The 18051-nt window shown below is 46.1% G+C and carries 14 protein-coding genes, 1 tRNA gene and 1 other RNA gene; 13 read left to right on the top strand and 3 right to left on the bottom strand.

Translation table 11 applies throughout. The features are described from left to right. Window positions 1-176: 176 nt before the first annotated feature. The 7 genes from AC438_RS12485 (at window position 177) to AC438_RS12450 (ending at window position 7885) form a co-directional block, all read left to right on the top strand. Window positions 177-2777, top strand: a complete 2601-nt coding sequence (locus AC438_RS12485; protein WP_053981594.1) for a hypothetical protein — start codon at window positions 177-179, stop codon at window positions 2775-2777. A 197-nt stretch (window positions 2778-2974) separates the two neighbouring features. Then, window positions 2975-3913 carry an SPFH domain-containing protein gene (locus AC438_RS12480; protein ID WP_053981593.1) on the top strand — a complete coding sequence of 313 codons (939 nt, stop codon included), beginning with the start codon at window positions 2975-2977 and terminating at the stop codon, window positions 3911-3913. Next, complete coding sequence (locus AC438_RS12475; RefSeq protein ID WP_202904760.1) at window positions 3913-4371, top strand: NfeD family protein; 459 nt, start codon at window positions 3913-3915, stop codon at window positions 4369-4371. The genes AC438_RS12480 and AC438_RS12475 overlap by 1 nt, the downstream gene beginning before the upstream one ends. Before the next feature lie 371 nt (window positions 4372-4742). Beyond that, a complete protein-coding gene (locus tag AC438_RS12465) occupies window positions 4743-5588 on the top strand; it encodes a GIN domain-containing protein (protein ID WP_053981590.1) in 846 nt (281 codons plus the stop codon). A gap of 12 nt (window positions 5589-5600) precedes the next feature. Then, on the top strand, window positions 5601-5990 hold the full coding sequence (locus AC438_RS12460) for a GntR family transcriptional regulator (protein WP_053981589.1): 390 nt from the start codon (window positions 5601-5603) through the stop codon (window positions 5988-5990). A 3-nt stretch (window positions 5991-5993) separates the two neighbouring features. Next, complete coding sequence (locus AC438_RS12455) at window positions 5994-6905, top strand: ATP-binding cassette domain-containing protein (RefSeq protein WP_082354144.1); 912 nt, start codon at window positions 5994-5996, stop codon at window positions 6903-6905. After that, a complete protein-coding gene (locus AC438_RS12450; protein WP_053981588.1) occupies window positions 6902-7885 on the top strand; it encodes a hypothetical protein in 984 nt (327 codons plus the stop codon). The genes AC438_RS12455 and AC438_RS12450 overlap by 4 nt, the downstream gene beginning before the upstream one ends. A gap of 198 nt (window positions 7886-8083) precedes the next feature. On the opposite strand, the gene ffs is transcribed toward AC438_RS12450, so the two are convergent. Both ffs and AC438_RS12445 read right to left on the bottom strand, forming a co-directional pair. Continuing rightward, an RNA gene (ffs, locus tag AC438_RS16630) (signal recognition particle sRNA small type) lies at window positions 8084-8180 on the bottom strand. 41 nt (window positions 8181-8221) lie between these two features. Beyond that, window positions 8222-8298 (bottom strand) — tRNA-Met (locus AC438_RS12445). 290 nt (window positions 8299-8588) lie between these two features. Here AC438_RS12445 and AC438_RS12440 point away from each other — a divergent pair. The 6 genes from AC438_RS12440 (at window position 8589) to AC438_RS12415 (ending at window position 14219) form a co-directional block, all read left to right on the top strand. Then, the gene (locus tag AC438_RS12440; RefSeq protein ID WP_053981612.1) at window positions 8589-9215 is read left to right on the top strand and encodes a phosphoribosylanthranilate isomerase; all 627 of its coding nucleotides are present in this window, start codon (window positions 8589-8591) and stop codon (window positions 9213-9215) included. A 101-nt stretch (window positions 9216-9316) separates the two neighbouring features. Further along, window positions 9317-10501: a tryptophan synthase subunit beta gene (trpB, locus tag AC438_RS12435; protein ID WP_053981611.1), complete on the top strand. Its 1185-nt coding sequence runs from the start codon at window positions 9317-9319 to the stop codon at window positions 10499-10501. 1 nt (window position 10502) lies between these two features. Further along, entirely contained in the window at window positions 10503-11300 is a 798-nt protein-coding gene (gene trpA / locus AC438_RS12430) for a tryptophan synthase subunit alpha (RefSeq protein WP_053981587.1), read from the top strand. Between the two features lie 188 nt (window positions 11301-11488). Continuing rightward, window positions 11489-12388 (top strand): acetyl-CoA carboxylase, carboxyltransferase subunit beta, encoded by a 900-nt coding sequence (gene accD / locus AC438_RS12425; protein ID WP_053981610.1) that lies wholly within the window; start codon window positions 11489-11491, stop codon window positions 12386-12388. Beyond that, window positions 12388-13650: a bifunctional folylpolyglutamate synthase/dihydrofolate synthase gene (locus AC438_RS12420; RefSeq protein WP_053981586.1), complete on the top strand. Its 1263-nt coding sequence runs from the start codon at window positions 12388-12390 to the stop codon at window positions 13648-13650. The genes accD and AC438_RS12420 overlap by 1 nt, the downstream gene beginning before the upstream one ends. 41 nt (window positions 13651-13691) lie before the next feature. After that, window positions 13692-14219: an SPOR domain-containing protein gene (locus AC438_RS12415; protein WP_238376387.1), complete on the top strand. Its 528-nt coding sequence runs from the start codon at window positions 13692-13694 to the stop codon at window positions 14217-14219. 19 nt (window positions 14220-14238) lie between these two features. Here the strand turns inward: AC438_RS12415 and AC438_RS12410 are convergent, their stop codons facing one another. Next, complete coding sequence (locus AC438_RS12410; RefSeq protein WP_053981585.1) at window positions 14239-17664, bottom strand: response regulator; 3426 nt, start codon at window positions 17662-17664, stop codon at window positions 14239-14241. Window positions 17665-18051 lie beyond the last annotated feature (387 nt).

Genomic DNA, 18051 nt, shown 5'->3' with positions numbered 1-18051 from the left:
TTATTGTGGATTCGTTACTTGCCATATAAATGTTACTTCGTTCCTTGTTGTGGGCGAGTGTTTTTTGTACTATTGATTGTGATCTACTGCATAAAAATAAAGGTCATTAAGACTGAGTTATACACCTAATAATAAATAAAGAGCTTAAAGCTCATTGACTTACCGAGGGGCAATCTATGTTTAATTTTTCATTACACCAGGCGGTTTTACGTCATTGGCGCTTAGCGTTAATGGCTACCGCTTCTGTCGGGTTATCGGCGTGCGTGGGTAAAGGTAGTGGCGAGTCCAGCGCTACACAATCTTCTAGCGTTAGTGTCGAATCCAGTTCGGCGACTGTATCGTCTGAGGTGTCTTCAGAGGCATCGAGTGTTGTCGTTGTTAGTTCTTCTCAAGCTAGCAGTAGGTCTTCTGAAGCGAATAGTAGTTCTTTTGACAGTAGTTCTTCTGAGATTCAAAACAGCTCTTCGGTTGTTGCCAGTAGCTCTTCGGTTGTAATAAGTAGCTCAAGTGCTGCGGCTGATTGTGTTAATAAAGATCAGGCGGTATTTGATATTGGCGCCACATTGTATGCCGATAATTGTACCTTTTGCCATGGCGGGCCTCTCGAAACCGGCAAAACAGCAGGTGCTTTACAGGGGCCTATTGATGTGGCTAACCCACCTTATGGGGAAACAAACTCTGCCAGTCTAGCTGGCTATATCCAAACCGGTATGGGTGGGTTCTTAAATACCGGTTGCACCGATAAAGCCTTATGTTCCGACCAAATAGCGCACTACCTAAAAATGGCGACGAAAGCTGTCAATGAGTGCGCGACAGCGCCGGCCAGTTCTTCTGTTGCTAGTTCTTCGGTGGCCAGCTCTTCTGTTGTTAGCTCATCGAGCGCACCGACAGTGGGTAGCTGTTCAGATGCGATGCTGTGTGAGGACTTTGAGGGCGATTTAAGTGCATGGAAGGTGAGCGGTAATACCGAATTAACCTCTGAAAAAGTTTTTAGTGGCTCTAATGCGTTAAAAGTGATGGCTCGAGGTGGTGGTTACAACCGCAACTATTTGAGTTTGGATTTGGGTTCATTTACCAGCTTGCAAGATAAGATGTACGGCCGTCTGATGATGCATGTGAATACGCCAAGCGGTAATGGTGGCGATTTTGTGTTTGTGCAGGCTGAGGGTGCGCCCGATGCCGCCGATTCAAATGCGCCTGCTGGTACTAATGTTATGTACCGCTACCGCGTCAATGGTTCAAATGGCAACCTAATGGCCAACTACGATACCTACAATGGCTCCAATCCTTGGAGTACCGATTGCTGGGATCATTCAACGGTTAAGTTGCCTACCAACCAATGGTCGTGTTTGGAGTGGCATTTTGATGCCGATGCCAATGAGTTGAAATTTTGGTTAGATGGCTCTGAAATTACCGAATTGCATGTTCAAGGTTCAGGTGAAAACTGCATTGGCAATCAAGAAATGGGCGAATGGCAGGCACCAGGTAAATTCGAAACACTGCATTTGGGAGCTGAGCAATATCACGCTACTGCGCCTGCGCGTACGATGTATATCGATGATGTAAAATTAGATACTCAATATGTGGGGTGCCCTGAGATGACTGCGCCAACCTCGAGTAGTGCGTCTTCTCAGTCGTCGACACCTGCGATGGGTGGATCGTCTTCCGCAGCTTCTGGTGATGTAGCTTTGAGTTGTGATTTTACGATCGCACAAGACGGCGGCTATTACTTTGAAGTTGATCCTATTGCTGTCACCAACACAGGCGCTACGGCATTGGCGAGCTGGAGTGTTGATATTGACTTAGGTCATGCCGGTAGAAACTTTCAGGTATATGACAAGACAGGTATTGATACCGCTGAGGTTTCGGCTGCCGGTATACTGACTTTAACCGGTAGCGATTTGGCGCCCACGGCTACTGCCACGATTAAATTTGGTTTAGGTTTTGATAATCACAAAGTCGGGGCTTTATCGTGCGGTAGCGCTGCGGGTGATGGCGGTGTAGGCTCTTCAAGTTCGGCCCCATCAAACGGCGGCGGTGACCCATCTATCCCTGTGGGTGATGGTAATGAAATTGCTAATATTGATTTTGAAAATGTGGCTATAGATACGGTGCCTGCAGGCTGGGGAACATTTATCGGGTATGTCCCAAATGGCAATAACAACCGATCAGCCTCTGGCCCTTTTGCCTTAACCGATAATACGCGCGCTCATAGTGGAACCCAGTCTCTGTATGTCAAAGGCGGGCAACAGCCTTCTGAAATTGTCAAAAAACTACCCGTGGGTCTTGATCGAGTTTACACGCGTATGTGGGTCTACATGGATCAATCTTTAGGTGATGATGCTTCAGATAATCATGAGCACTTTAGCGGTCTTAAAGCTGACGAAGGTGGTGGTCGACCTTATTCGGCCGATAAAGAAATTCGCATTGGTACCGGTAAGGGGCATTTAGGTTTTAATATTGTACCTGATAGTGATGCTATTTCTCCAAACCAAGGAAAGTGGTACTCGGGTCCAACCACCCCAAAAAACCAGTGGTACTGCGTAGAGGTCGGCTACCATGCCGATACAGCGTATAACGAAACATTTTTTTGGCTCGATGGCGTACTGGTTAACTCGGTGACTAAAGCCAGTGATTGGCATGCCCCCGTGGATGCCGATTACTTAAAAGATAAAATGGGCTATGCAATGTTTGGCTGGCATAGCTTTAGCTCGACCGAGGTGAATATGTGGTTAGATGATATTGTAATATCGACCGAGCGTATTGGTTGTGAGTAGCTTGTAGTTAAAAACCCGCGCATTGCGCGGGTTTTTTTTCGGCTATGGGGGGCGCAGATACGGCCATTGTTGTTGCCGATTGACATGTGTATTAGGGGGGGCAAGATGCTGCTCAATATATTGACATGTATATTGTCAAGCTGCAATTATGGGTTTTATAGCTTGTTAGTCACTTATTATTGGTTAGAGGGATGGAGATGAATATATTGCTGGAGTATGCGCTAACATTTCAGTTTGCGTTTTTTGTACTTATTATTGTTGCGTTAAAAATGTCGATCAAGTTTGTGCCGCAAAATAGAGCGTATGTGATCGAGCGTTTTGGTAAGTATCAGTCAACCAAAGAGGCGGGGTTAAATTTTATTCTACCGATTGTCGATAAGGTAGCGGCTGATCGCTCGTTAAAAGAGCAGGCGTATGATATTCCGAGTCAGGCGGCGATTACGAAAGATAATATTTCGCTGACCGTTGATGGTGTGTTGTATTTTCGGGTATTGGATCCTTATAAAGCGACCTACGGCGTTGAGGATTATACCTTTGCGGTAACGCAGTTAGCGCAGACTACGATGCGTTCGGAATTAGGTAAAATTGAGCTCGATAAAACCTTCGAAGATCGCGATGCCTTAAACGCACAAATTGTGACAGCCATTAATGAGGCTGCGGCCACGTGGGGGGTTGCGGTGTTGCGCTATGAAATTAAAGATATTGTGCCTCCAGCCTCTATCATGGATGCGATGGAGTCGCAAATGCGTGCTGAGCGCGAGCGCAGAGCTAAAATTTTAGAGTCAGAAGGTGAGCGTCAAGCCGCGATTAATATCGCCGAAGGTGAAAAACAATCGCGTGTACTGGCTGCAGAGGCCGAGCGTACCGAGCAGGTGTTTGCCGCCCAAGGTGAAGCCGAAGCTATTAAAGCGGTGGCCGATGCCCAAGCACAGGCGTTGACGGTAGTGGGGGATGCTGCTGCAACAGATGAGGGGCAAAAGGCTGTGCAGCTTGATCTGGCGATAAAGGCGATCGAAGCTAAGCGTGCTATTGCTAAAAACTCTAGTGTTGTATTACTGCCCGATAGCACCACCGAGGCGTCTTCGGTGGTGGCACAAGCAACGAGTATCATTAGTGCCTTAAATGGAGGTAAATAGTGGAGGCCTTTGTTAATTATATCCCTCAGTTAATGATAACAGCCGGTCTTTTACTGCTGATTGTAGAGGTGGTTGTACTGGGGTTTGCTACGTTTATATTGCTTTTTTTGGGGCTTGCGTTGGTGCTTACTGGGGTTATGGCTTGGATGGGTGTGATACCAGTGAGTTGGCCGATGCTTATGCTGACTAGCGGCGTATTCACAGCTGTACTAGCTGCTGTGTTATGGCGACCATTACTCCGTTTGCAAGGTGATACCGATGATAAGTGCACTAAAAGCGACTTTGAAGGTTACCGCTTTGTGTTAGAGGCTGATATTGACGGAAGGGGTCAGTACAAGCATCGTTACTCAGGTATCGAATGGGCGTTAAAAAGTGAGCGCCCACTTATCGCTGGCTGCCATGTTGAGGTGGTTAAGGCTGAAGTGGGGATTTTGTGGATAAAGGAAGTTGCTGATTGAGTATGACTGACCTGCGCTTTTAGCATAATGCATTTTTAAAAACCCGGCATTGGTAACTCCAATACCGGTTTTTTTGTCACTATTCAGCGGCAGCGAAATTGGGCGCTAACGTATCACTGTCTGGGTCGCTCAAGCCTTACACCTCTCTAAAACTTATCCTCGCCTCAAATGCCCAGAAAACAACTCATCAGCATCTTATCAGGTGAGTTTTTTCAGCTTGGCTGAAGGGTTTCGTTTTTTTATCTTTAAGTCGATATTTTATTGCCAAGTTAAAATTTGGTGTTATAGTTATGTATATCACTGGTTGGGTGTGCATGCCTGCGAAGTGAAATACATTTTTTTGGGCGTTATTAGAGGCGAGGAAAGAAATCATGAAGTATTTATCGGTTGTTATTGGTGTTTTGTTGGCTTGGGTTATGGTGGTTTGTACGCAAACGGTCGTTGCGCAAGAAGGGGTGGGTGCTGAGGTACTTATTGAGCGTACTTATGCTATTGCTGATGTGGATGCGCTATCTATTGGGGGGCGTGGCACTATGGAGATTACTTTTGGTGATCAGGAACGGTTAGAAATTACGGCCGGTAAGCGGGTCTTAGAGCGTATAAAAGTTGATGCGAAAGGGAATGAGTTACGCATTCATCACAAGGCTAAGTTCTGGGGTGGCAATGACTACGGCCGTCTAAGTGACAAAACGCATTATCGCTTAGTGCTTAAGCGTTTGCATAAAATTAATGTGTCGGGTGTGATGAGTGTAGCTGTTGCAGCAGGCATAAAGTCGCGTCATGTTACGCTTAATATGTCTGGGTCTTCAGTGATTAATATCGCTGATTTAGCGCATGTAGAGCATTTGAGTGTCAATACTTCGGGTCCTAGCGAGTTATCGATTGGAGGTGCAAGCTTGAATGTCTTAAGTCTTCAAATGTCGGGCCCAACACGTGTTGAGCTGGCTGGTAAAACTGCGCAAGCGAAGATCAATATGAGTGGCCCATCGAAGTTGCTCGCAGCGGCATTCAAAGCCAGCCAGGCTAGCGTAGGGATGTCTGGCCCTAGTAATGCGACGCTTACCGTGGAGCAAGCACTGAATGCTTCATTAAGCGGTTTGGCGAAACTTGATTATTATGGTGAGGCTAAAGTGCAATCCAATGTTACAGGTTCAAGTCATGTTCGGCATTTAAGTGCTGAATCCGCCATGGTGAATAAAGCACAAAAAGACTATTAAGCGAGAGTATTTATGCCAGAACAGTGGAATGACAGTCAGCCTATTTACCGGCAGTTGCGGGATAAAATGGTAGGTTTGATTTTGGAGGGGGCTTTGATTGAAGGTGAGTCGATACCCTCGGTCAGAACGGTATCTAGCGAATACAAAATTAATCATTTAACCGTTTCGAAAGCTTATCAATCTTTGGTTGATGAAGGTTTGTTAGAGAAGCGAAGAGGCTTGGGTATGTTTGTACTAACCGGTGCAAGACAAAGGATTTTGCAGGCAGAAAAAACACAGTTTTTAACCGTTGAGTTACCGCAATTGGTCATGCGTCTTAGCCAGTTAGGTATTAGTCCCAATGAGTTGATTACGCATTTGCAATCTTTGGGTGCGCAAGCCACAAGTGGTGAAAAGGAGTAAATTATGATGATGGAAAAACCGATAATAAAGGCCGAGTCATTAAACAAAAGCTATGGCGCTTTTAAGGCGCTGGATAATGTGAGTTTTACTGTGGGTGCCGGTAAAATAGTTGGCTTAATCGGTCCTAATGGTGCAGGTAAAACAACACTACTGAAAAGTATTTTGGGCTTGACTGCGGTTGAAGGCTCGCTTGAAGTGTTGGGCTTAAACCCTAAAGTACAGCGTACAGCTCTTATTGAGCAGGTGAGTTTTATTGCTGATACCGCCATTTTGCCGCGCTGGCTTAAAGTGAGTCAGGCCGTCGAGTATGTTGATGGTGTACATCCGCGTTTTAATCGTGAAAAAGCGCAGCAGTTTTTAAATAAAACAACCATTAAGCCCAATAGTAAAATTGGTCAATTATCTAAGGGGATGATTACGCAGTTGCACTTGGCGTTAGTTATGGCAATAGATAGCCAGATACTGGTGCTCGATGAGCCGACGCTGGGGTTGGATATTATTTATCGCAAGCAGTTTTACAGTAGCTTACTGGCCGATTATTTTGACGGGCAAAAAACCATTGTGATTACAACGCATCAAGTTGAAGAGGTCGAAAATATTTTGACCGATTTAATATTTATTGATCGTGGTCAGCTGGTTTTAAATACGCCTATCGACACAGTGGGTGAGCAATTTTGTGAGCTTGCTGTGACCACGGCGGCCAAAGAGGCCGTTAGAGCTGCAGGCTTTAAGCCGCTCTATGAGCAAATGCGTTTGGGCGGGGCGAGTTTGATTTTTGAGGGGGTTTCAGCGGCGCAATTGGCGGTATATGGTGAGGTGAGCGTGCCGAGTATTGCTGATTTATTTGTCGCTAAAATGTCGAGTGGTTTGGACGGGGTTGGTGCGGGTGGATTAGGCCGAGGTGCAGTGTCATGAATATGAGTCAAAAGTATATTGCGTCGATAAAGCGTGAAATATGGGAGCATCAAGGAGCTTTTATCAAGGTGCCTATTATTGTGATGGTCATATTGGCGGTGGTCTTAATTGTGGGGGGAATAATCGGTAGTCATTATGCAAAAATTGCTCAGTATGATTACGCCTTTTCGAGCTATGAGCAAATTGAAGATGGTGGTGATGCACGGGTGTTTGAATACGCCGATAAAGTCGTCGGTGAGGTTAATGATACTTGGGATGCAGTACCAGATGATGAGCTGTCTTTGTCGTTGGATACGCAGAGGGAGTTTGGTGGGGTTTCGCGTGTTCCTTTTATTGTATTTGATCATTTAATGGCGATTGTTGTTTTTATGTATTTATTATCGTGTTTGTACGATGATCGTAAAAATAGCAGTATTTTATTTTGGAAGTCACTGCCAGTGAGCGAGGCGCAAAATGTATTCACTAAAGTCATGATGGCTACTTTGGTGGTCCCTTTTATTGCGTGGTGTGCGGCACTCGTCTTTGGGGTGTTTTTACTGCTTTATGCTGTGTTGGGCGCGGCTTTGAGTGGCCATGAGGGAGCTGTGGGTTTTGTGTTGCGTGAGCAGATGCTTATGGGAGTTGCGATACAATATGTGGGCACTCTTTTGGCGACAGCTTTGTGGCTGCTGCCTTTGATTGCATGGCTTTTATTGGTGTCGGCATATGCTAAAAATGCTGTTTTTTTGCATGCCACTTTGCCTTTAGTTGGTGTTGTGATGATTGAGTCTATTGTATTTGGCAGCAATGGTTTTGCGCGCTTATTTGGTTGTTACATATTGAATACTGGCCCCAATGGCAGTAGTAATATGATGTACGATCCTAGTTGGTGGTATTTGCGAGATATTTTGTTGAGTGCGCAGTTTTGGGTGGGCTTGATCGCTGCAGGGGGAATGCTGTGGGGTGCCGTTTATCTGCGTGAAAATCGCTTCGAAATCTAGTCGTAGGCGCCTGCTTACATTAACACCTCAATCGCTTTTGTGTTTGGGGTGTTGTTTGATTTATGCTTGAGGTGAATCGATAGCGTTGGGGGATGAGCCGATAATACTGGGGATGAGTCGATAGTGCTGAGTGGGGTTTTCATTGGGTGCTTATCAGATAAATGCGGGTATTGCTTTTGGAGTAGGCGCTTTGGGTGGCAACTCTAGCCACACCTCGGCACATAATTATACTGCTACCGTTGCTCCCTTCCGGGCCTGGCGGAGTTTACAGCGAATTATTGCGAAGGGACCAGAGTTACCATAATGCGACCAATAGTTTGGTCATAAACGCAAAGATGGTGGCTAGGGGGAGACTTGAACTCCCGACCCCAGCATTATGAGTGCTGTGCTCTAACCAACTGAGCTACCTAGCCATCTTGCTAGCGAGGCTGCTGCCCCGCTGAGGGCGCACATTCTCTTCATTTGCTTATGTAATGTCAAGCGCCATGTGTGTTTTTTTTTATTTAGTATTTGTCTTGCACAAAAAACATTCGGCTTTGCCTGAAAAGTATTCAGCTTGGTTGTGTGATGGCTATTTGCTGAGTTTGATTGTGGTGCGATCTCCCTTATTTTGAGGATCTCTGGTAAGATTACCGACCTTTTTTGTTGTAGCAGTGTGCGTGAGCTGTGTGTGTTTTGACGGTATGAAATAGGTGTGATGCAAATGCGAACACGCATTAAAATTTGTGGTATTACCTCGGTTGAGGATGCCCGTAAAGCCAGTGATGCCGGTGCTGATGCTATTGGCTTGGTTTTTTATCCACCAAGCCCTAGGCATTTAGACGATTTGGCTTTGGCGCGTGATATTGCGTTAGCGGCGGGGCCTTTTGTTACTGTGGTGGGCTTGTTTGTTAATCCGGCGCCGACTGAGCTCGCGCAGGTGTTAAGTCAGGTGCCGATTAATCTGGTGCAGTTTCATGGTGATGAAACGCCCGCGTTTTGTGAGCAGGCTGGGCGTCCATACATTAAAGCGCTACGTATGAAGCCCGATACCGATATTGCGGCTCTGGCTAATCAATATATGGGTGCGCGAGGTATTTTATTAGATGCTTACCGCAAAGGCGTGCCCGGTGGCACTGGTGAAACGTTTGACTGGAGCGCCATTCCTCACAATATAGCAAGCCCGTTGATATTAGCAGGTGGCTTAACACCCGATAACATAATTAAGGCGGTGGCTGGTGTGAGGCCTTGGGCTGTGGATGTGAGCGGTGGGGTTGAGCAGGCCCCTGGTATTAAATCATCACATAAAATGAAAAATTTTATTATCAATACGCTAAGCGTAAAGCCCTAAAGCTTGCTGGCGTGTTATAACAATGAGCAAATAAAACCAGATTGAGGGATACCGTGAGTACAATTGAGCAATCAAAAGATCATAATATAGACTTTAATGCCATGCCTGATCTCAAAGGCCACTTTGGGCAATTTGGTGGTCGCTTTGTGTCGGAGACACTGATTCACGCCTTGGATGATTTAAGTGAGATGTATGAAAGCCTTAAAAATACCGAAGGTTTTCGCAAGGCGTTTGATCATGACATGACACACTATGTTGGTCGCCCTTCGCCGTTGTATTTTGCCGAGCGATGGACGCAAAAAATAGGTGGCGCACAGTTATATTTGAAGCGTGAAGATTTAAATCATACCGGCTCACATAAAGTTAATAACACCATCGGTCAGGCTTTGTTGGCTAAACACTCGGGTAAGCGACGAGTGATTGCCGAGACGGGTGCAGGCCAGCATGGTGTGGCAACGGCCACTATCGCGGCTCGCTTAGGCTTGGAGTGTGTAGTCTATATGGGGGCTGAAGACGTGAAGCGCCAAGCGTTAAATGTTTATCGCATGAAGCTGCTAGGTGCTACAGTTGTGCCGGTTGAGTCGGGCTCTAAAACATTGAAAGATGCGATGAATGAAGCTATGCGCGACTGGGTGACCAATGTTGATGATACTTTTTATATTATTGGTACAGTTGCAGGCCCGCACCCTTACCCTAAGCTTGTGCGTGACTTCCAAAGTATTATTGGTCGTGAGGCCCGTAGTCAGTGTCTAGCGCAAACAGGGCGCTTGCCTGATGCCTTAGTGGCTTGTGTGGGTGGCGGTTCTAATGCAATCGGTTTGTTTCACCCGTTTTTAAGCGACAAAAACGTGAAAATGTACGGCGTAGAAGCCGGTGGTGATGGCGTCGAAACCGGTCGCCACGCCGCACCGCTCACAGAGGGTATACCCGGCGTATTGCATGGGAACCGCACTTATTTAATGGAAGACGAAAATGGCCAAATTATTGAAACACACTCGGTATCAGCGGGTTTAGATTATCCGGGTGTTGGCCCTGAACATGCCTGGTTAAAAGACATTGGCCGTGTACAATATGCACCTATTAATGACGATGAAGCAATGGCGGGTTTTCGTAGCTTAACGCGCGTAGAGGGTATTATGCCTGCACTTGAATCCAGTCATGCCATTGCTTATGCCGAACAGTTGGCCGTGCAAATGAATAAAGACGACATTATTATTGTGAATTTATCGGGCCGTGGTGATAAAGATATTTTGACTGTAGCCGAAATCGACGGCATTAAGGTTTAGTATGAATCGTATAACAGCAACGCTTGAACGCTTAAAAAGTGAAAATCGCAAAGCTCTTGTGACTTACCTTGTCAATGGTGACCCCGTGCCTGATGTGACATTGCCAGCGATGCACGCCATGGTTGAAGGTGGCGCCGATATTATTGAAGTGGGCGTGCCTTTTTCTGACCCTATGGCCGAGGGTCCGACTATTCAGCGCGCTCATGAGCGCGCCTTGGTGCACGGCATTAGCCTTAAAGGCACAATGGAGTTGGTGGCGCAATTTCGACAAACTAATCAGCATACACCTATTGTGTTAATGGGTTATGCAAACCCTGTTGTGCGTATGGGCTATGCAGAATTTGCCAAGCAAGCCTGTGCCGCGGGTGTTGACGGCTTACTAACGGTTGACTTGCCACCAGAAGAGTCAGCCGATTTAGATAAAGAGCTACAAGCGGTCAATATTCACAATATCTTTTTGATTGCGCCAACAACGTCTTCGGCGCGCATTGCGCATGTTACCGCTAATGCCTCTGGCTTTATCTATTATGTATCACTCAAAGGTGTGACAGGCGCGGCGAATATTGATGTTGAGTCGGTTGCTGAAAAGGTCGATGCGATTCGCGCAACAACAGGCTTGTCTGTCATGGTGGGCTTTGGCATTAAAGATGGTTCCAGTGCTAAGGCTGCTAGTCACAACGCCGACGGAGCTGTTGTCGGGAGTGCGTTAGTGTCATTGATGGCCGAGGGTGATGCGGCTGTTATCACAAAGCGTGTCGGTGAGTGTGTAGCAGAAATACGTCAAGGTTTAGATGCATAGGGTTTAGACGCATAAAGTTTAATGTTACTGTGCCGCTTTGTATTGTTATGTGTTAAAGGTGATGACATTAAGGGTCATGGCGTAAAATGCCACACAATACAGTGTGTTAAAATCCAGTAGTGATTCAACAGTAATCATAGAGATAATGAGTTTAAGCCCCTAAAATGATGGGCAGAGGCAAAAAAAGCATGAGTTGGTTCGACAAAATTGTTCCTAAGGTTGTTCGCTCTGAAGGACGCAAAAACGCAAGTAGTGTCCCTGAAGGTTTATGGATTAACTGTCCAAAATGTAGCTCTGTATTATACGGTCCTGAGCTCGATAAAAACTTAAAAGTCTGCCCAAAGTGCGATCATTACATGCGCTTAACAGCACGTTTGCGTTTAGATACCTTTTTGGATGAAGGCTCGCGTGAAGAGTTTACTCAAGAAGTAGAGCCTATCGATCGTTTAAAATTTAAAGATATCAAAAAATATAAAGATCGCTTGTCGGCTGCTCAAAAAGATACCGGCGAGAAAGATGCCCTTGTTGTGATGAGAGGCGAGCTCAAGGGCATGCCTGTTGTGGCAGTTGCTTTTGAGTTTAAGTTTATGGGTGGCTCTATGGGTTATGCGGTCGGTGAGCGCTTTACCCGTGCGGCTAATCGAGCACTAGAAGAAGGCATTCCCTTGGTCTGTTTTTCGGCGACCGGCGGCGCGCGTATGCAAGAGGCTTTAATTTCATTGATGCAAATGGCTAAAACCAGTGCAGTGATTGAGCGAATGAAGCAAAAAGGCTTGCCATACATTTCGGTTATGACTGATCCTGTATACGGTGGTGTTTCAGCAAGTTTGGCATTATTGGGTGATATTAATGCGGCTGAGCCGGGTTCACGAGCAGGCTTTGCAGGTCCAAATATTATCGAGCAAACGATCCGTCAAAAATTACCTAAAGGCTTTCAGCGTGCTGAATTTTTACTAGAGCACGGCGCGATTGATATGATTATTGAACGCAAAGATATGCGCGATACGTTAGCGCGCTTGTTGGCCAAAATGACCGGCCGCAGCCCTGTAGAGCGTGAGAGCGCTGTACCCGAGCAGCCTGCTGCTTGATGGTTGCGCGTTGTCATACACTCGCCGAGTGGTTAACTTGGCAAGAGTCGCATCACCCGAATGCCATTGACCTAGGCTTGGATCGGGTTAAAACAGTGGCCGAGCGCCTGGGAGTACTGAATCCTAAGGCGCGTATTATTACGATTGCAGGCACCAACGGCAAAGGCAGCTGTGTTGCGGCCTTGGAAGCTTTGCTGGCGGCTAGCGGTAAAACTTTTGGGGCTTATACTTCGCCACATTTTTTGCATTACAACGAACGTATACGTTTAGCGGGTCAGCCCGTGAGCGATGCGAAGTTGTGCGAGGCATTTACGCGTATTGATCATGCCAGAGGTGATATTTCGTTAACGTATTTTGAATTTGGTACGCTAGCGGCAATGGATATTTTTCATCGCGAGCCACTTGATTATTGGCTAATGGAAATTGGCTTGGGTGGGCGTTTAGATGCGGTGAATATTATCGCCCCGCATGTGGCGGTGCTTACCTCGATTGCGATTGATCATGAAGCTTGGCTGGGTCATACCCGTGAGCAAATTGGTCGTGAAAAAGTGGGTATTTGCCGATCAGGTATTGACTTTGTGTGCGCCGAACCCGATCCGCCACACAGCGTTGTGGCACATGCGAATGCGCTTAATTGTAATAGTGTGTGGTTGGGGCAAGATTATAGACTTGACGATGTCAGTGTGAACGGTGAGAGCCAGCAGCATGTGGTTACTAGTCGAGCTCAGACGTTTAATCTGCACTCGGTGAGTCTACCAAAGGCGAGTGTGGCGGCGGCTATCGAAGTCTGTTTACTTGAACGGTGTTTGCCACAAGACCCTGTTGGTATATTGGCGCAAGCGACCTTAACCGGTCGCATGCAGTTTGTTTCTTTGCCGCGTGGGCGCTTGTTGTTGGATGTTGCTCATAATCCGGCTTCGGCACAGCTGCTAGCGGATGAGCTTAAGCGCAAACACTTTGATGCGTTGCCAGCAACCGTGGCTATGATGGCAGATAAAGATATTGCTGAAATTTTAGCGCCACTGCAAGGGCAAGTGAGTCATTGGTATTGCGCTGATTTAGTTAATAACGCGCGTGCGGCCAAAGCGACTGATATTGCCGACGTTTTAGCTACTTTAGGCGTACCTACTAGCGCCATTACCTGTGTTGAGTCAGTCGAGCATTCGGTGATGCAATGGCAGTCAAGCAGCGAGGCTGATGAGTGCTTATTGGTTTTCGGCTCATTTTTTACCGTTGCTGCAGCACTAGAGCATTACGGCTAGTGCAGCGGTGCTCTTCACATTAATCAATAATAGGCACGGCAATGATGGATGATGGTTTAAAGCAGCGGCTTATTGGGGCCATTGTGTTGTTGGCAATTGCAATAATTTTCATTCCCGCTTTATTTGACCGCCAAACACTGACACCTGTCGATACAGTGACTCAAATACCGCCGATGCCAGTCATTACTATTGAGCCTATTGAGGTTGCTGAGCCTCCGGTTGTTGAGTCGCCCGCGCCGATACCTGAGAAAATGTTTGTTCCTGATGCGGATCAACCCGAACCAGCGACTCCCGAGCCGCCATCACTCAATGAGCATGGGGTGCCTAAAGGTTGGTTGTTGCAGGTGATTAGTTACGTTGATGTTAAAAAGGCAGAGCATTTTCGCGATACACTCATTACTGATGGTTACACGGCTTATTCACGCAAGGTGAAAACGAGTAAAGGCATTCGTTATCGCGTGTATGTAGGTCCTAAACTGGATAAAAATGCGATTTTAGCAATGCAAGAGGCCATTGATAAAAACTATAAAGTACAAAGTATTTTGTTAGATATCACGCCTAAGCAATAGTCAGCAATAGCGCGAGTGTTTAAGCATGGCTCAGCGCCTCGACAAACTCGACTAAAAACTCATTGAGCTTTTGCGCTTGTGCTTCCAGTTGCAGAGCGTTTTTTTGTGGGTCATCGGCGAGTAAATCCTCCATAAGAGCGCACTGGCGCTGTAATGCGATACCCCCTAAATTAGCGCACACCCCTTTAACGCTGTGTATTTCGGCTTTTGCTTGAGCGTATTTTTGCTGTTGAAGATAAAGCGCAATTTGGGTTACTTTAGGAGGGACATCTTCTATAAACATTTCAATAAGCTGAGTCAGGCGGTGGGCTTTATGCTTAACCCGCTTTAATACCCCGGCTTTATCCCAAACATCAGGGTGAATGGCTGTCAAGTTAGCGCCTTGGGTATGAGGCCCTGCTGATGTTTGTAGGTGCGTACCTTGTGGTGTATTCACGGGTGCCTCTGGTTGTGTGATGACAGTTTGTTGTGAGGTGTGTGTGTTTTGTGTTGGGTTTAACGGGGTTTGCGGGGCCTCTAGTGTGATGTTTGCGCGTAGTGCTTTTTCTAGTACGTCGGGGTCGATAGGCTTGCTCACATAATCGTTCATGCCCGCTTCTAGGCATTTTTCTTTGTCACCGGTCATCGCATTGGCAGTCATCGCAATAATAGGGATATGCATATATTTTTGGCCAGCGGCTTTAGTACGAATTTGTCGTGTCGCCTCATAGCCATCCATGACAGGCATTTGGCAATCCATTAAAACAGCTTTAAAGGGCGGGATGTTGGCGGGTGAGGAGCTTAAAACCCTGATGGCTTCGTTGCCATTATTTGCGAGCGAGACGGTCAAGCCTAAGTCTTGCAGTAAGCCTTGAGCAACCTCTTGATTAATGGGATTATCCTCGACCAATAAAACGCGGCAGGTTTGAGAGGTTAAGCGTTCGGGCTTAAACGGGAGTGGTTCTGGGATATTAGAAATAAACCCATTGTGGGCATCATTACCGGTGAGCAATCGCAGTAACGTATTAAATAAACTCGAAGGCGATAGTGGTTTGGTGATGCTAGCATTAAAGCCAAAGTCAATAAATTCGTTATCGTCACCCCCTTGGCCTTGGCTGGTGAGTAGTATGCGATGTTGTGGTTGGCAATGGGGCATCTGGGTAATTTTGAGTGCTAGCTGTGTTCCACTCGCATCGGGTAGCTGCATGTTAATAATTAAGATGTCGATACCATAAGATGTATTTAATAAGGCTAACGCTGTTTCGCTGCTATCGGCTTCGTAGGTGTTAGCCTGCCAGCTTTGCAACATAGAAACCGTTTGCTCTCTTTGTGGGATGCAGCTGTCTACGACTAAAACATGGTGCTTTTTTAAATCTAGCCAAGGTAGGGGTTTAGGGGGTTCATGGCAGCTGTTGAGGTGCGCATAGAAGGTAAAGTCTGAGCCTTCATCGATTTGGCTAGAGGCTATAATCTTGCCACCCATTAATTCGCAAAGACGCTGGCAAATGGCTAAGCCTAAACCGGTGCCGCCATATTTACGCGTGGTGCTGGCATCAACTTGTGTAAAGCTCTCAAATAAAACACTAAGCTTATCGTTGGGTATACCTATGCCTGTATCTGAAATTGTACATTTTAAATGCGCGTCGTTATTGTCAATGCTGAGTACTGGAGTGATTTTAATAAAACCGCTTTCGGTAAATTTAATGCTATTACCGACTAAGTTAATAATCACCTGCCTAAGCCTGCCGGGGTCGCCAACGAGTTTACAGCGTGCAATACCGGTGTAGTCAACGACAAGTTCTATGCCTTTTTCTTGGGCGCGCAGGGCTAAGGGGGCGCTCACTTCTTTAAAGAAGTTATGGATATCAAAAAGGGTTGCCTCTAACTCCATTTTGCCTGCTTCAATTTTAGAAAAATCTAGAATGTCATTGATCAGTGTTAACAGTGACTTGGCACTATTGAGTGCTAGCGTTGAGAAATGATTTTGTTTTTCGGTGAGCTCTTCACGCATTAACAGGCTAAGCATACCAATAATACCATTCATGGGTGTGCGAATTTCGTGGCTCATGCTCGCTAAAAATTCACTTTTTGCCTTGTTGGCTATAGCGGCCTCTGTTGCCATACTGTGGGCATTGATAAAAGCAGATTGCAGATCTTGATTAGCCATTTGTAAGGCTTGAGCGGTTGCTTTGCGGGCGCTAATATCGGTGTGTGTACCGTACATCATTAAGGGATTATCCTCGGTATCACGGGTAATCACTTGACCAATGTCTTGAATCCAAACCCATTCGCCGTTTTTGTGTTGCATACGCACTTCCACCTCGTAAACGGGGCTTTTACCCTCAAGGTGCTCTTGCAGTTTGACGAGTGACTTTTGATAGTCCTCAGGGTGCGTTAATTGCTCCCAGCTATTGAGTGTGATGGGTTGTAATTCGGCTAAGGTGTAACCAATTAATTGTGCCCAGGTTTCATTGACCGAAGCTTCTCGGGTTTGTAAGTTCCACTCCCAAGTACCTGCATTTATCCCTTGAATAATACTTGCGAGTCGTTGCTTCTCGTTTTGGAGCTCTAGTTTTGAGTGTCTAATACGAATAATGTTGGCGGAGGTGTGTTGTACTAGATAAGTAATACCGGCCAACAATAAAGAAAATGTAATGCCGGTGAATAAAAACATGATCGATGTTTGATCGATGAAAGCGGTATACGCGGCGCGTGGCTGGCTTAGGGTTATAGTAAAGAGTTTGTTGTATATCTCGCGTTGTGTACTGGCTTGAATTAAAGGCTGCTCGCTCGTATCCTGCGCATCGTTATACAATACGGTGTTTTGAAGGCTAATCGTGCTCTGTATAGGTGTTAATGCATGATCCTTATTAGCTTGTCGAACAAGCTGCTCTAGCCAAGTTTGAGCCTTGTAAACCGCCACGACAAAACCGGCAAAGCTGTCAGGTGTTAAAATAGGGAAGTACACAACAAGTCCGGGCTCGCCTTGGGCTAAGGTCACCGGTGGTGTCATAGTTGTAATCGCGTGCTTGTAGGCACGCTCTAGGGCCACTTTTTTAGCGGGCTCATTGTTAAGGTCAAGACCAATAATCGCTTTGTTGCCCTCAAGTGGTACTGCCCAGCGAATGACTAAATTGGCATCGATCCACTCGATAGCATGATAGCCTTTTTCGTCTTGCATAATATTTGTAGCGTCGGCTTCAAATTCGTACTGCGATAAGCCGTTATGTGTTGCCCAGCGTTTTGCCAGGCGTTCAAGTGATCGAGAGCGCTGGTTGAGGTCAGTAATCATGCTATCGGCTAAATTATTGGTATAGTAGTTGAGTCTATTTTTTTGCTCTTTTTTGTTTTGCTCAATTAATAAACCAAAAAGCAGCAATGACAAAAAACACGCTGTTGCGCCAATAATAAAGGGCAAAAAGCGTGTGCTTAAATGAGAGTGCACAATGGATTGAATATTAGGCATTGCCTTTAACTATCTCCTAACTATCTCCGGTTAATCGTTAGCTACAGCTCATAGCAAAAATCTAAAATCAAATTGTGCCTTGCTATTGTTAACGGGGCTGTTCTCGCCCCACTGTATACCTCTCTACACCATACCTCTCTACACCGTTTAGCTGTTCCTCTGTGCTGGCTAACTCATGAGGACTCTCACTTTAGGCTCAGTGCTTAACTCCAGAGTTTTCATTAGCATCTATTGGGTTAGCTATTTAACGTGTAGGCGATGCTTTTATTTTGGTACAGGGGTAATATTTTTATTCTTTGTCTGTTCTTTGTATATTAGCTCTATTAAGCTCAAGCGCCACTGGCAGTAAAAAGTCCATCATTCATCACCTGTAATGACCAAGTCTGT

This window comes from Marinagarivorans algicola, from assembly GCF_001292705.1.
GTDB classification, from domain to species: Bacteria; Pseudomonadota; Gammaproteobacteria; order Pseudomonadales; family Cellvibrionaceae; genus Marinagarivorans; species Marinagarivorans algicola.
Note: the sequence above shows the minus strand (reverse complement) of the source record. Positions and strands in the feature narration are given on the sequence as shown.

Coding starts and splice junctions, on each gene's coding strand:
- AC438_RS12485 (WP_053981594.1), top strand. CDS start 177: ATGTTTAATTTTTCATTACACCAGGCGGTTTTACGTCATTGGCGCTTA.
- AC438_RS12480 (WP_053981593.1), top strand. CDS start 2,975: ATGAATATATTGCTGGAGTATGCGCTAACATTTCAGTTTGCGTTTTTT.
- AC438_RS12465 (WP_053981590.1), top strand. CDS start 4,743: ATGAAGTATTTATCGGTTGTTATTGGTGTTTTGTTGGCTTGGGTTATG.
- AC438_RS12460 (WP_053981589.1), top strand. CDS start 5,601: ATGCCAGAACAGTGGAATGACAGTCAGCCTATTTACCGGCAGTTGCGG.
- AC438_RS12455 (WP_082354144.1), top strand. CDS start 5,994: ATGATGATGGAAAAACCGATAATAAAGGCCGAGTCATTAAACAAAAGC.
- AC438_RS12450 (WP_053981588.1), top strand. CDS start 6,902: ATGAATATGAGTCAAAAGTATATTGCGTCGATAAAGCGTGAAATATGG.
- AC438_RS12440 (WP_053981612.1), top strand. CDS start 8,589: ATGCGAACACGCATTAAAATTTGTGGTATTACCTCGGTTGAGGATGCC.
- trpB (WP_053981611.1), top strand. CDS start 9,317: ATGCCTGATCTCAAAGGCCACTTTGGGCAATTTGGTGGTCGCTTTGTG.
- trpA (WP_053981587.1), top strand. CDS start 10,503: ATGAATCGTATAACAGCAACGCTTGAACGCTTAAAAAGTGAAAATCGC.
- accD (WP_053981610.1), top strand. CDS start 11,489: ATGAGTTGGTTCGACAAAATTGTTCCTAAGGTTGTTCGCTCTGAAGGA.
- AC438_RS12420 (WP_053981586.1), top strand. CDS start 12,388: ATGGTTGCGCGTTGTCATACACTCGCCGAGTGGTTAACTTGGCAAGAG.
- AC438_RS12415 (WP_238376387.1), top strand. CDS start 13,692: ATGATGGATGATGGTTTAAAGCAGCGGCTTATTGGGGCCATTGTGTTG.
- AC438_RS12410 (WP_053981585.1), bottom strand. CDS start 17,664: ATGCCTAATATTCAATCCATTGTGCACTCTCATTTAAGCACACGCTTT.